The organism is Succinivibrio faecicola (assembly GCF_019448115.1).
Lineage (GTDB): Bacteria > Pseudomonadota > Gammaproteobacteria > Enterobacterales > Succinivibrionaceae > Succinivibrio > Succinivibrio faecicola.
In genome coordinates, this window is the sequence record NZ_JAGFNY010000008.1 from 1 (window position 1) to 13,070 (window position 13,070).

At 34.9% G+C, this 13,070-nt stretch carries 15 protein-coding genes; 10 read left to right on the top strand and 5 right to left on the bottom strand.

What is annotated here, in order from left to right; all coding sequences use genetic code 11:
- The 4 genes from J5V48_RS03560 to J5V48_RS03575 form a co-directional block, all read right to left on the bottom strand.
- Positions 1-278: hypothetical protein (locus J5V48_RS03560; RefSeq protein WP_219937188.1), on the bottom strand; the 278-nt coding region annotated here is incomplete at its 3' end.
- Between the two features lie 180 nt (positions 279-458).
- Entirely contained in the window at positions 459-1,451 is a 993-nt protein-coding gene (locus J5V48_RS03565) for a hypothetical protein (RefSeq protein WP_219937189.1), read from the bottom strand.
- Positions 1,438-3,534 carry a GumC domain-containing protein gene (locus J5V48_RS03570; RefSeq protein ID WP_219937190.1) on the bottom strand — a complete coding sequence of 699 codons (2,097 nt, stop codon included), beginning with the start codon at positions 3,532-3,534 and terminating at the stop codon, positions 1,438-1,440. Before J5V48_RS03570 ends, J5V48_RS03565 begins: the two co-directional genes overlap by 14 nt.
- Entirely contained in the window at positions 3,509-5,071 is a 1,563-nt protein-coding gene (locus J5V48_RS03575) for a competence protein CoiA family protein (RefSeq protein WP_219937191.1), read from the bottom strand. The genes J5V48_RS03570 and J5V48_RS03575 overlap by 26 nt, the downstream gene beginning before the upstream one ends.
- A 365-nt stretch (positions 5,072-5,436) precedes the next feature.
- Here J5V48_RS03575 and pyrE point away from each other — a divergent pair, with 365 nt between their 5' ends.
- Positions 5,437-6,078 (top strand): orotate phosphoribosyltransferase, encoded by a 642-nt coding sequence (pyrE, locus tag J5V48_RS03580; protein WP_219937192.1) that lies wholly within the window; start codon positions 5,437-5,439, stop codon positions 6,076-6,078.
- 53 nt (positions 6,079-6,131) lie between these two features.
- On the opposite strand, the gene J5V48_RS03585 is transcribed toward pyrE, so the two are convergent.
- Positions 6,132-6,758 (bottom strand): epoxyqueuosine reductase QueH, encoded by a 627-nt coding sequence (locus J5V48_RS03585; protein ID WP_219937193.1) that lies wholly within the window; start codon positions 6,756-6,758, stop codon positions 6,132-6,134.
- 69 nt (positions 6,759-6,827) lie between these two features.
- On the opposite strand from J5V48_RS03585, the gene J5V48_RS03590 reads away from it, so the two are divergent.
- The 9 genes from J5V48_RS03590 (at position 6,828) to rpsC (ending at position 13,057) form a co-directional block, all read left to right on the top strand.
- Complete coding sequence (locus tag J5V48_RS03590; protein ID WP_219937194.1) at positions 6,828-8,612, top strand: phosphoethanolamine transferase; 1,785 nt, start codon at positions 6,828-6,830, stop codon at positions 8,610-8,612.
- Between the two features lie 282 nt (positions 8,613-8,894).
- Positions 8,895-9,206 (top strand): 30S ribosomal protein S10, encoded by a 312-nt coding sequence (rpsJ, locus tag J5V48_RS03595; RefSeq protein WP_219937195.1) that lies wholly within the window; start codon positions 8,895-8,897, stop codon positions 9,204-9,206.
- 18 nt (positions 9,207-9,224) lie between these two features.
- Positions 9,225-9,863, top strand: coding sequence for a 50S ribosomal protein L3 (gene rplC, locus J5V48_RS03600; protein ID WP_219937196.1), 639 nt, complete (start codon positions 9,225-9,227; stop codon positions 9,861-9,863).
- A gap of 16 nt (positions 9,864-9,879) precedes the next feature.
- Positions 9,880-10,491, top strand: a complete 612-nt coding sequence (gene rplD, locus J5V48_RS03605; RefSeq protein WP_219937197.1) for a 50S ribosomal protein L4 — start codon at positions 9,880-9,882, stop codon at positions 10,489-10,491.
- Positions 10,491-10,805: a 50S ribosomal protein L23 gene (gene rplW, locus J5V48_RS03610; protein WP_255557704.1), complete on the top strand. Its 315-nt coding sequence runs from the start codon at positions 10,491-10,493 to the stop codon at positions 10,803-10,805. The genes rplD and rplW overlap by 1 nt, the downstream gene beginning before the upstream one ends.
- Entirely contained in the window at positions 10,805-11,620 is an 816-nt protein-coding gene (gene rplB, locus J5V48_RS03615; RefSeq protein WP_219937198.1) for a 50S ribosomal protein L2, read from the top strand. Before rplW ends, rplB begins: the two co-directional genes overlap by 1 nt.
- Before the next feature lie 20 nt (positions 11,621-11,640).
- Positions 11,641-11,913 carry a 30S ribosomal protein S19 gene (rpsS, locus tag J5V48_RS03620; protein ID WP_219937199.1) on the top strand — a complete coding sequence of 91 codons (273 nt, stop codon included), beginning with the start codon at positions 11,641-11,643 and terminating at the stop codon, positions 11,911-11,913.
- A 14-nt stretch (positions 11,914-11,927) separates the two neighbouring features.
- Positions 11,928-12,269 (top strand): 50S ribosomal protein L22, encoded by a 342-nt coding sequence (gene rplV, locus J5V48_RS03625; protein WP_219937200.1) that lies wholly within the window; start codon positions 11,928-11,930, stop codon positions 12,267-12,269.
- A 2-nt stretch (positions 12,270-12,271) separates the two neighbouring features.
- A complete protein-coding gene (gene rpsC, locus J5V48_RS03630) occupies positions 12,272-13,057 on the top strand; it encodes a 30S ribosomal protein S3 (RefSeq protein ID WP_219937201.1) in 786 nt (261 codons plus the stop codon).
- The last annotated feature ends 13 nt before the right edge of the window (positions 13,058-13,070 follow it).

Genomic DNA, 13,070 nt, shown 5'->3' on the forward strand with positions numbered 1-13,070 from the left:
TTATCAGGAGATTTTCTATAGTCACTTACTTTGCTTCTGATATCTTCAATTACAGCATATATTAGTCCAGTAGCTGTTCTATCCTGACGCTCATATAGTCTTCGGATATAAGAGTAATACTCTTCTTCAACATCTTTTGAAGCAAATACAGCAAATTTAGAGTAATCACTGATTGCATCATCAATGGTATATTGAGGATCTGCAGCTTTAGAACGAGAGAATCTAGATTTGTGCATTGACAAATCTAGCTCCTTTTCTATTTTTGCTATAAATCCCATTTGATTACCCTTAATGCTTTATTTTCAAATTAAATGATAAAGGAATTAATAGGCAATTAATAGATCTAAATAATATACGTATAATACAATAGCTGTTAAAAGAACACCTTCAAGCTAGTTGAGTGATTTGATTGCAAGTATTAAGGCATAAACATAATCAAATTGTGATCTTAGTGTGCTTTAATAATTTCGCCATAATAGTTCAAAGAAATTTTGAATTTCAGTTGGAAGAAGATATCCAATATTGATATAAGTAAAAACTTCGTCTGTTTTATATTCAATAGGTGGTAATTGATTATTCATCTCATGAATAGCTCTAGCTATAAATATATAATTTTTATTTTTGCAATGCGTTGACTTTAGTTTTGCATATTCTTCATTTCCACAAAGATTTCTAATCAAATAATAATCAAAATTATTTTCTGTGCTATTTTTAATTCGTGCTAGAGTATATTTATTGATACTTTTCTTATGCCCCCAATAGCTGTTAAAAGTATTGTTCTTTATTACAGATGCATTCAAATACTCAGTATTTGAATTTATTGGAGCTGAAGTTCTGAAATCTAAAGTATAAAGAAATTGTTCGAAAGCATCTTTGCAACTTAGAAGTGGTAAATGAAAAAATTCCTTAACAGATTCTATACTATTTATCTCGGGGGTTAGATCTATTTCATATGGTCCTGCTCCACACATCTTTAGATTTTGCGAAAAATAATTTCCTCGTATAAATTTTATTCCGGCTATTGATGCTGATTTAAATGATGAATGGAATAGATATTTTGGTATACTGTAGAAAAAGCCCGTTGATTTGTACAGAGTGAATATATAATCAGCTAAGCCTTTTTGCTGGTCATCTGATTCATAGTTGATTGAATTAGAATCATAATTAGTATTCTCCTTGCAAAATAAATCAAGTGCTGAAAAAACTTTGTTTATTCTACTTTTTAAATGATTAACAGTGCAGGGATTATATTCATAGTCATTATTTTGAGAGTCATAGTTATCAACTAACTTATCAAATAATGCATAAAGCCCATGTAACGCTCCTAGACTATATATTGTTTGTCTAATTATTGATTTGTCTTCAAATAATGAGTTATTAGTTATATCTTCTACAGATATATATTTGTTGAAAACAGAAGACAAAAAAATTAAAAAATCAGTATTCTTCATCGATATAGTCTCTGATAAGATCCTTAATATTTTCTTGAATATCTATTTTCTCTATCTCTTTTAGTTTATTAAATACAATTAATAATGGAAAAATAAGTACCAAGAAAAAGTACTCTTTAATTGATGTTATTTCTAAATTTAATCCATTAATAGCAACGAATAGTTCATTGTATTTATTTTTTTCTGTCTGAGGTAATCCTATTGTGCTTATATAATTGATATCGGATGTTCTATAGGAGGATGCATTATCGTTAAAAAGCGTTGATAGAATGTCTTCTTTTTCATAGCTTATAGCAGGAATTTTATTATAGTCTCGATTAATTGTTTCATCGTTTATAGTGATGTAAGTAGTTAGTATAGGAAAAAAATTTTTAAAAAAGCTCCTTGGTTCAACTATTAGATCTTCAACAAAAGGATAAGTGATAATTATGAACTTATCTGAAATAGATGAAAATTCTGATAATTTATCTACCCACTTACCATCAAAAGGGTGTCTTACGATAATAATGTCAGAATCTGCAGTTAGTAATTCATTTTCTATGGATGGGCTGTATTTATTTGCACAATCTAATTTAAGAGGGTTTTTACCCATAACGAATCTAGCATACAAAAGAGCTATTTTTTCTGCTTCAGTACCAATTAATAGTACGTTTTGATTGCGTTTTTGGCACCAAAGTAGAGATAGAAATAGAAAAATGGAATTTTCATTATTATTGATACCATTTTTTTTAAAATATTGTTCTACAAGTGACAATAATTCATCTTTAGTAATAACATCTTTACTATCTTCAATTATTCCATAATTCTTTAAGTATGCAATTTCTGAATTAGTATGTGTTGTCATTCCATTTTTTGTTTCGCAGTTATTATTTTGTTGTGTATAAAAATAGTAATCTGCTAATGATGAAGGAATTTTGTTTTTTAGTGCATCAACCTTTTCTCTAAGTGCGTCTATAAAATTTTCTTCAAAAGATTTAAGTTCATTTTCTTTTATGCTTAGATTGTCTAGTTCTGTTTGTTTTTTTTCTATGGATTGTTCTAAATTTTTTAGTTCTTGTTTTTTGTCATTTAATTCTTTTTCTGTATTGTATTTTTCTGATTCTATTTCTTTTATTTGATCTTGAATTATATCTTTTGCTTCGGTAATAAAGTTCTGTTTTATTTCATGATTATTTTTAAGAATTTCTTGAATAACATTCGTTTCAAAAGTAATTTGCTCTGGATTATGAGACAAGTAATCGAATATATCGTTTAGTGCTGATTTATCGATTGTTAAAAACTCTATATTATTTGAGATAATTTCATTCTTCAAATCGTTTAGCAAAGGCTCAATTTTGCTATATTTGTCTGCTTTTAAATTGAAATTTATAATGCTGTTTATGGTTTTTATGGTTTTTATATACTTTTTTTGATCATCATTTAAGAGTGATACTGTACCTGATGAAGATGGTAAGGATTTATTTATATAAACAAAAAATGGTGAATTATCATTTTGAGGATCTTTGAGTTCTATTATTGAATCACAAGATAAATTAAATACTGATAGTTCTTCAATTCCTTCTAAAAAAAGTTTATTGGATTCTCTCTTGAAATGTTCTTTTTTTATTTCTATACATGTCACCGATTGCCCATTAAGTGAATTAGTTCCAAGTAATACTGATGTCTCTTTATTAGAATTCTGATTAAAAAAAATTTCCTCAATTCCATCTTTTAAGTTTTTTAATATATCTTTTACATCACTATAGGGAAAAGATACAACTTTTATCCAATCAGAAACAAAAGTAACTTTCGTCCATATTTTAGTATGATCATTATAATTCTCTTGTACCTCATATCTCCAAACGCCAACTAGTCCTTTATTAAAATTATCCTGTTCTTGTCTATCTATGGATAATTTATTTTTTTTGCCATCACTTATGTTAATTATGCCTGAGATGCTATAGTTAGCATCGATGTATGCTAAAGGCACTATACAAGGAGTTTTGTAATGAGTATTTATTTCATCATCAGTCATTCCAAGAATTAGACCTGAATCCCCTATTTTCAATGACTTAATTTCAAATTTTTTTTCTTCTACTGCCATGTGAATTCCTTTGTATTATCAATTCATTAATTTCTGACCATGCTTTTTTAGATATGTTTCCTTCTTTGAAGGTTTTAAGCAACAATGTATAAATCCTAGATTTACAGTCAAAATATTTTAAGATATATCCACTCGTATGGTTGATGGGAATTTTGTCTTCTAAGGAATTAGACAATAACTTTTCAATAAAATCTAATTTGTGATTGAGCTGTTTTATTATTTTTATGAATTTTACTGAAAAAACACAATCGATACCATAATAAACCTTTAATTCATCGCCATATTGAATGAAACTAGAATCAAATATAAATTCTTCAGTTGATTTTGTTGAAAAAGATATCTTTTCTAAGGTAAAACTATTTCTTATAATTTCTACAAAAGCATTATATTTAATTTCAAGTTTCAATTTATCTTTTGGAAGATTATTGCATACACCTTCTTCTATAATGCGATCTTTGCTATCCCTTAGAAGAATGTAACGGTCGCTGTTATTTATAAAAAATGAATTTTGAAATTCAGAATTGCATTCAAAAGTAAGTTTTTTAGAATTGATTGAATCCTTTTTGCAATTATATTTATCTATTGATTTTTCAATAGAATCTTTAAATAAATAGAATTCATCAGAATTAAATATGATATTTTTTTTATTTTTGTTTTCTTCTATTTCTTCATTATGGACAGGAAGAAGAGGAATATACTGTTCTTTTTCTTCTGGGGCTGAGTAACCTAGCGCTACTATAAGACTTGATAAGTTGTCTGTAAGCTTTCCTTTATATATTGAATATCCATTACATTGAGATATTTTTGATAATGATGATAATTCAGAGTATTTTCCACTTGTCACGAGCTCATCTTTTATCATAAAAAGATATTCGCTTCCTTTTGAAGGGGAACTATCATATACCATTTTTTTATAGTCATTCTTTTGATCGTCTGAGCTTATAATAAAAATAGCACCATTATCATTTATTCCTTTAACATGTTTGGGCCAGAAATCTTCAATACTAGGAGAGTCATAGATAACTGAATAATATTCAAGAGGAAATTCACCTTTTTTATATGGGGCAAAAGGCAACTTTGTAATCCTATTTGGAATTACATCTTCGCCTTGAGATAAAATCACTGTTTTCCCATAGTACCTATTATGATTGAACTGAATATGATCTGGTAAAAAAGATATTAATTCATCAGAAAGTGCTGGTAGTCCAATATTAAAAGAAAAAATGTATAAATTTTCAATATAAAGGAATATTGGGTATTCCTTAAATTCTGTTATACGCTTAATTGATGAAGAAATAACATAAGAATTGTTTAGATTTGTTTCTTCAATTTTGTACTCACAAGAAAGACTTCCATTCTTATGCCTAAAATGTGGTCTTTGATTATTAGAATGGATAAATACAAGGTACTGTTTGCAGTTAGGGCATCTGAACAAATGTGTGTTGGCTTTAATTGTTTTTTTGAATTTTAAAGCCATATCTTTTGCTGTTACTTTGTTCCAGTTTTCTCTACAATATTCTGCACATTCTAATCCCATAACAGAATGTAATTCTCCAATCGGTTATTCACTGCAAAACGACGATTAGCATTATTCTATACTGAACAAGATATTATTATGCATGATGTAAGAAAGATCTTGTGATCAGTGATAATAATAAAAACACATAACATGTATGAATAATATTGTGGTTCCTGCTGCCGTTTTCTTTCTTATTGACACATTTTTATCCTTTGTACTCACACAATAATGTCATTTCTCAATTGTTGAATTTCATATTTCTTCTAGATGATTTTGTATCTTTCATGATTTATAAATGATTGTGATTCAGAATAGTTATAAAAGAATTAAGACAAATGATACGAAATAAGATAGAATTTCACAAAGAATTTTGAGGAATTACTATGCAGAACTATCAAAAAAAATTTATTGAACTTGCTTTAAAAAAAGGCGTTTTAAAATTCGGATCATTTGTTCTGAAATCAGGTAGAACAAGCCCTTATTTTTTCAATGCAGGTGGATTTAATACTGGTGAGGATCTTCAGATCCTAGGTTCATGCTATGCACATGCTATTGTAGAAGCTGGAATTAAATTTGATGTTTTATTTGGCCCTGCATACAAGGGTATTCCATTAGCTTGTGCAGCATCCATTGCTCTTGCAACCGAACATAACAAAAATACACCATGGTGTTTTAACAGAAAAGAGAAGAAGGATCATGGCGAAGGTGGAAATCTTGTTGGTGCACCATTAGCTGGTGATGTTCTTCTTGTTGATGATGTTATCACAGCTGGAACTGCAATTCGTGAATCAGAAGAGATCATTAAGGCAAACGGTGCTAATTTCAAGTATGCGATTATTGCTTTAAATCGTCAGGAAAAGGGCAAAACTCAGTTAAGTGCAATTGCAGAAGCTGAAAGAGATATCGGAATCAAGATCATTTCTATTGTTACCTTAGACGATCTTATCAAGTATATTGAACAGGATGATTCACTAAAAGAGCATCTTCCTGCAATGTTAGCTTATCGCGAGCAGTATGGTGCTTAAGTTTTATTATTCCTATCTGAAACCTATAAATATTCACATAGTATTTATAGGTTTTACTTTCTGTAGCTGTCTTTATTTATTGAAAATTCGCAGCCGCAGTACTGCTGATTATAAAAATCAATTTCCTTAACAAGCTGATATCTTCTTTCAACAAGACCTTCTTTTCTCCAGTCTTGATCCCAGTACTTTATTCTTGTTTTTTCCTGAGCATAAAAACCTGCAGCATCAACCTGTTTTTTACTTTTCCATCTTGATGTACATAAAGTTGTAGCAAAGAGATTGATGTTTCTTTGTTTTGCTATCTGTGCTGTGACAAGTAGGCGGTGTTTGAAACACATAAGACATCTGTTTCCTCTTTCAGGTTCATCTTCTAAACCTCTTACCGAATCAAGATATTCTTGATGGTTATAATCACCGATGATGTATTCAAGTCCAACCTGCTTGCAAAGACAGATCCATTCATCGCGTCTTTTTATATATTCATCCTCAGGATAGATATTAGGATTATAAAAAAACATCAAAGGCTTTATATGGTTTACTAACAGACACTGAACCTGTCCAATAGAGCAAGGGGCACAGCAACAGTGAAGTACAACGCCATTTGCACCTTCAGGAAGAACAAGATCTTTTTTAGGTGAGTCTTCTAAGTAATTTTCTGGAAGAGTAAAAGTATAATTCATGCTTATATTTTGAATAGAAATAATAGTTGACGTATTATATAAAAAATTTTTTCTGACGGGGGCATGTTGATGGATTTTATCAGATTTTCTTTAAAGGCAGCTTGTCCGGTATTACTCTCATTGCTGTATTATTCTATTTACGGCTTGTCATTAAGAAGTTATGTATCATTCAGTGTTTATACCTTGTCATCTCTGACGATTTTTATTGCTGCACTGTACTTTTCTGGCATAAAGAAGGATATAAGGACACTAGCTGCATTTTTTATATATCTTTTTACCTATATGAGTGTTTATCTCATAGCTTTAGGTCTTAATCTGAACACAAATCTAATAGATGTAGTAAAAGGTCTAGATTTTTCGCTTATATCATTGAGCTTTGTTATAACATCAATTGCACTGCTTGGTCAGAAAAACTGCCATTTATCTTTTGTTAAAGGTTTAGTATTTGTAATTATTGTTATTCTATCTTTATTGTTGCCTCTTATTTTTGAATCATATTTTGTAGCAACAGGATCTCTTCTTTCATCAGACATAATTATTGCACTTGCTCAGACAAATCCTCAGGAAGGAAAGGAGTTCTTTTTAAGTAATGTAAGTTTAAGCTGGGGCGTGGCTTTTCTTTTTCTGGTTTTTGTTATGCTTTTAAACATATTTGCTCTAAAAAGAGTTCAGATGTCTTTAAGAGTCAGTAAATCAAGTGCATTTTCCTTACTTTTATGCCTTATAGGAGCAATTGTTCTTGCACTTCCAAGAATGGATTATCTTCCTTTTTCAGTAGTTAACGTTACCTCAAAGCAGCTAGATAATTTCAATAAATATAAGGAGCTCAAAAACATTAGAGCGCAGAAACTATCAAAGCTTAAAGGTTTAACTCAGAATAATGAATTAGCAGACGATCCTGGCCTTTATGTAGTTGTAGTAGGGGAATCAAATAATGCATCAAGGATGTCCGTTTTCGGAGCAGTAAGAAACACCTTCCCATTGCTTAAAAAGAGAGTTTTGAATAATGAAGCCTTTATATACAAAAATGTATATTCATCTTGGCCTCAAACAGTACAGGCCTTGTCATATGCCTTAACTCAGGCAAATCAGTATCAGAGCATTGATGTGGTCGAGTCCTATTCACTAATAGAAATTGCAAAAAGCTTAGGATTTGAAACATACTGGCTTTCTAATCAGAGAAAATTTGGAATGTATGAAACTCCTATTACTGTAATAGCATCCACAGCAGATCATGAAATATGGACTAATGGATCTGCAAAGATGGAAGGAGTTTACTATGATTATGAGCTCGTAAAGAGGTTTAAAAAAATAAAAGTAGACAAAAAAGCTCTGATTATCATACATCTAATGGGATCTCATCAGAAATATGACAGAAGAGTTCCAAATGAATTCAAAACATTTAAAACAGAGGATAGTGTAATAGATTCATATGATGACACTCTGTTCTATACAGATTATGTAGTAGATTCTATATACAAGGAAGCTTTAAAAAACAAAAACTTCAGAGCAATGGTATATTTTTCTGATCATGGCGAAGATCCATACCTTATGGGAGGGCATGATCCTGAAAATGTAACAATTGATATGCTGCATGTACCATTAGTTGTTTATTTGTCGGATAGTTATAAAAAGTTACAGCCAATAAAGGCAGAAATGTTCAAAGAAAGACAGAATGCTTATTTTTCAAATGATCTGATATTCAATCTTGTAATTTCGATGCTTGGTATAGAAGGTGTGCCAGATAGTGAAAATAGATTAGACCTTTTACACAAAGAATACGATATAAATGCTGATTCTTTAAAACTGATGTATGGAAAAAATACATTAGAAAACATAAAAAAACAAAAATAAAAACAATATAAAACAATAAGATAAAAGTAAATTTTATTGCATACTAAAAAATAGTTGATATTTTTCGCAAATTGTGTAAAATATTCGAACGCTTTGTAGCATGTTTTGTGACATCGACTACAAAACCAGCCCTACTTCTTTATGATGCGGCTGATGATACCCTCCCTAATTTTGGGAGAAATTGTTAAGTAACAGCACTTCCTCTTGTAATTAGATTTTTATCTAAGCTGAGCAAGAAGGCAGGTGTCTGTATGTTCTTTTTATTTAATAATGGAGTCTGCAATGCAGAATCAGAAAATTAGGATCCGTCTTAAGGCATACGATCACAGATTGATTGATCACTCAACAGCTGAAATCGTTGAAACCGCAAAACGTACCGGTGCTCAAGTTCGTGGTCCGATCCCGCTCCCTACTCGTAAGGAGCGTTACACCATCCTTATTTCCCCACATGTAAACAAAGATGCTCGTGACCAGTACGAAATCCGTACCCACAAGCGTTTAATTGACATCGTGGAGCCAACTGAGAAGACTGTTGATGCTTTAATGCGTTTAGATCTTGCAGCTGGTGTGGATGTTCAGATCAGCCTTCGCTAACAATAGGGGATAAATACAATGTCAATCGGTTTAATTGGCCGCAAGCTTGGTATGACCCGTGTTTTCAACGAGAACGGCAAATCTGTTCCAGTAACAGTCATCCAGGTAGAAGCAAACCGCGTTACCCAGATCAAGAACATGGAATCTGACGGTTATACCGCAATCCAGGTTACTACTGGTGATCGCAAAGCAAGTCGCATGACCAAGCCAGAAATTGGTCATTTCGCAAAGTCCGGCGTACAGGCAGGCCGTGGCTTATGGGAGTTCCGTCTAACCGAGTCTGAGCTAGCATCTTATAATGTTGGCGACGAGATCAAGGTTGATGCATTCCAGGACGTTAAGAAAGTTGACGTAACCGGTCAGTCAAAAGGTAAAGGTACTGCTGGTACTATTAAGCGTTATAACTTCTTACACCAGGATTATACTCACGGTAACTCACGTTCACATCGTGTTCCAGGTTCTACCGGTCAGAATCAGACCCCAGGTAGAGTATTCAAGGGCAAGAAGATGGTTGGTCATATGGGTTCTGAGAAGGTTACAGTTTTAAGCCTTGATTTAGTTCGCATTGACGCAGAGCGTAACTTACTTCTCGTTAAGGGTGCCGTACCAGGTGCTAATAACGGTGACGTAATCGTAAGACCAAGTCTAAAAGCTTAACCCGAGGTAATAGGAAATGGAATTAAAGTTAGTTGGCGCAGACAAGCAACTAGAGGTAGCTGAGAGCACCTTTGGTCGCGAGTTCAACGAGCCATTAGTGCACCAGGTAGTTGTATCATACCTAAGCACTGCTCGCCGCGGTACTAAAGCTCAGAAGACCCGTTCTGAGGTTTCAGGTGGCGGTAAGAAGCCTTTCCGTCAGAAGGGCACTGGTCGTGCACGTGCTGGTTCATCTCGCTCACCTATTTGGCGTGCAGGTGGTACCACCTTCGCTGCAAAGCCACAGGATTGGACTCAGAAGGTAAATCGTAAGATGTACCGCGCTGCAATGAGCAGCATCTTATCTGAGTTAGTTCGTCAGGATCGCTTAGTTGTAGTTGAAGATTTCAAGATCGAAGACCACAAGACAAAGACCTTAGTATCAAAGCTAAAGGATTTAGGCTTAAAGCAGGTTCTGATCGTTACTGATGCTATCGATGACAATTTATTCTTAGCATCCCGTAATCTATACAGAGTTGAAGTATGCCAGCCACTGTCATCTGAGTTCAACCCAGTAAACTTAGTTGGTTTTGATAAGGTTCTTATCACTTCTGCTGCTGTTAAGAAAGTAGAGGAGATGTTTAAATAATGTCACAGGCTCGTTTATTTGACGTTTTACGTGCACCAGTAGTTTCAGAGAAGAGCACTGCTGCAAACGAAAAGAACGTTATCGTATTAAAAGTTGCTAAAGATGCAACTAAAGATGAGATCAAGGCTGCAGTTAAGGCTGTATTTAACATCGACGCTTTAGCAGTTCGTACCTTAAACTTCCAGGGTAAGGTTCGTCGTACAGCTCGCGGTTTCGGCAAGCGTTCAGATTGGAAAAAGGCTTATATCACCGTTCCAGAGAACTCATTAGCTGAGATTGAGCAGGCAGCTCAGGGTAACAAGGAGAGCAACTAATGGCAATCATTAAAGCAAAGCCAACCTCCCCAGCTCGTCGTCATGTTGTAATGATCAAGACTGATGGCTTATGGAAGGGTGGTCCAGAGCGTTCTCTAACTGTTGAGAAGCGTAAGACTGGTGGTCGTGACAATTATGGTCACATTTCAACCCGTCACATCGGTGGTGGCCACAAGCAGCGCTATCGTTTAGTTGACTTCAAGCGTCAGAAAGATGGTGTTGAGGCACGCGTAGAGCGTTTAGAGTATGATCCAAACCGTTCTGCTCACATCGCATTAATCTGCTACGCTGATGGTACCCGCAGCTATATCTTAGCTCCTAAGGGCTTAAAAGTTGGTGATGTAGTTGTATCAGGTCCAGATGCTGCTATCAAAGTTGGTAACACTTTACCAATGCGCAACATTCCACTTGGTTCAACCATTCATGCTGTTGAGTTAAACCCAGGTGCTGGTGCAGTATTTGCTCGTTCAGCAGGCTGCTACTGCGAATTAGTTGCTCGTGAAGGTGCTTATGTAACTTTACGTATGCGTTCAGGCGAAATGCGTAAGGTACTAGCTGACTGCCGTGCTACCATTGGTGAAATCGGCAACGGTGAGCACATGTTAGCTCAGTTTGGTAAGGCTGGTGCTAAGCGCTGGAGAGGCGTACGCCCAACCGTTCGTGGTATGTCTATGAACCCTATCGATCACCCACATGGTGGTGGTGAAGGCCGTAACAAGGGCATTCAGCCATGCTCACCTTGGGGTACTCCAAGTAAGGGTTACAAGACACGTAAGAACAAGCGTACTGATAAGTACATTGTTCACCACCGTTAATTGTTTAGCGAGGATTTAACATGCCACGTTCTTTAAAGAAAGGTCCATTTATTGATGAGTCCTTACTAAAGAAGGTACTTCAGGCTTCTGAGAAAGGCGATAAAAAGCCTATCAAGACCTGGTCACGCCGTTCAGTTATCATTCCACAGATGATTGGAATGACAATCGCTGTACATAACGGTCGTAATCACGTACCTGTATTCATCTTAGATGAAATGGTTGGTCACAAGTTAGGTGAGTTTGCACCTACTCGTACCTTTAAGGGTCACACCGCTTCTGATGCAAAAGGTTAAAGGAGTTTAATGTAATGGAAGTTAAAGCTATACATCGTTATGCTCGCTCTTCTGCTCAGAAAGCTCGCTTGGTTGCTGACCAAGTTCGCGGTTTACCTGTTCAGAAAGCACTGGATTTATTACAGTTCAGCCCAAGAAAGGCTGCTGCACTAATCCGTAAGGTATTGCTCAGCGCAATTGCAAATGCAGAGCACAATCAGTCATTAGATATCGACGATTTAGTTGTATCTAAGATTATGGTTGATGAGGGTCCTTCATTAAAGCGTATCATGCCACGTGCTAAAGGCCGTGCTGATCGTATCGTAAAGCGTACCTCTCATATTACCGTAGTTGTTGCAGATAGCGTTAGGGAGTAATTATGGGCCAGAAAATTAATCCAAACGGAATCAGACTTGGTATTACCAAAGCTTATTCATCAGTTTGGTATGCATCTACTGCAAATTTCCCAGCTAACATTAAGAGCGACTCTGCAGTTCGTAAGTATTTAACTAACGAGCTTAAGAATGCATCTGTATCTAAGATTGTTATCGATCGTCCTGCAAAGAGCATTCGCGTAACCATCTGCACTGCACGTCCTGGTATCGTTATCGGTAAGAAGGGCGAAGATGTAGAGAAGTTACGTCAGAAGATCTCTGCAATCGCTGGTGTTCCAGCTCAGGTTAATATTTCTGAGATTCGTAAGCCAGACTTAGATGCTAAGCTAGTTGCTGACTCAATTGCTTCACAGTTAGAGCGTCGTGTAATGTTCCGTCGCGCTATGAAGAAGGCAATCCAGAGTGCAATGCGTGCTGGTGCTAAGGGTATCAAGGTTGAAGTATCAGGCCGTTTAGGCGGCGCAGAAATCGCTCGTTCAGAGTGGTTACGTGAAGGTCGTGTACCTCTACACACTTTACGTGCTGATATTGATTACGCTTTATCAGAGGCAGTAACAACCTATGGTGTTATCGGTGTTAAGGTATGGATCTTCAAGGGTGAAGTTTTAGGTGGTTTACCACTAACCCAGGAAGAGACAGAAGACCGTAACAATGCAGCTGCTCCTGCAGGCCGTCGTGGTCGTCGTGACGATAATCAGGCTCGTCCTGGTCGTGGTCGTCGTGGCGCTAAGAAGACCGAAGAGGCTCCAGCTCCAAAGGCTGCAGAGTAACGGAGGAAGTATA

Coding starts and splice junctions, on each gene's coding strand:
- J5V48_RS03565 (WP_219937189.1), bottom strand. CDS start 1,451: ATGAAGAATACTGATTTTTTAATTTTTTTGTCTTCTGTTTTCAACAAA.
- J5V48_RS03570 (WP_219937190.1), bottom strand. CDS start 3,534: ATGGCAGTAGAAGAAAAAAAATTTGAAATTAAGTCATTGAAAATAGGG.
- J5V48_RS03575 (WP_219937191.1), bottom strand. CDS start 5,071: ATGGGATTAGAATGTGCAGAATATTGTAGAGAAAACTGGAACAAAGTA.
- pyrE (WP_219937192.1), top strand. CDS start 5,437: ATGCAGAACTATCAAAAAAAATTTATTGAACTTGCTTTAAAAAAAGGC.
- J5V48_RS03585 (WP_219937193.1), bottom strand. CDS start 6,758: ATGAATTATACTTTTACTCTTCCAGAAAATTACTTAGAAGACTCACCT.
- J5V48_RS03590 (WP_219937194.1), top strand. CDS start 6,828: ATGGATTTTATCAGATTTTCTTTAAAGGCAGCTTGTCCGGTATTACTC.
- rpsJ (WP_219937195.1), top strand. CDS start 8,895: ATGCAGAATCAGAAAATTAGGATCCGTCTTAAGGCATACGATCACAGA.
- rplC (WP_219937196.1), top strand. CDS start 9,225: ATGTCAATCGGTTTAATTGGCCGCAAGCTTGGTATGACCCGTGTTTTC.
- rplD (WP_219937197.1), top strand. CDS start 9,880: ATGGAATTAAAGTTAGTTGGCGCAGACAAGCAACTAGAGGTAGCTGAG.
- rplW (WP_255557704.1), top strand. CDS start 10,491: ATGTCACAGGCTCGTTTATTTGACGTTTTACGTGCACCAGTAGTTTCA.
- rplB (WP_219937198.1), top strand. CDS start 10,805: ATGGCAATCATTAAAGCAAAGCCAACCTCCCCAGCTCGTCGTCATGTT.
- rpsS (WP_219937199.1), top strand. CDS start 11,641: ATGCCACGTTCTTTAAAGAAAGGTCCATTTATTGATGAGTCCTTACTA.
- rplV (WP_219937200.1), top strand. CDS start 11,928: ATGGAAGTTAAAGCTATACATCGTTATGCTCGCTCTTCTGCTCAGAAA.
- rpsC (WP_219937201.1), top strand. CDS start 12,272: ATGGGCCAGAAAATTAATCCAAACGGAATCAGACTTGGTATTACCAAA.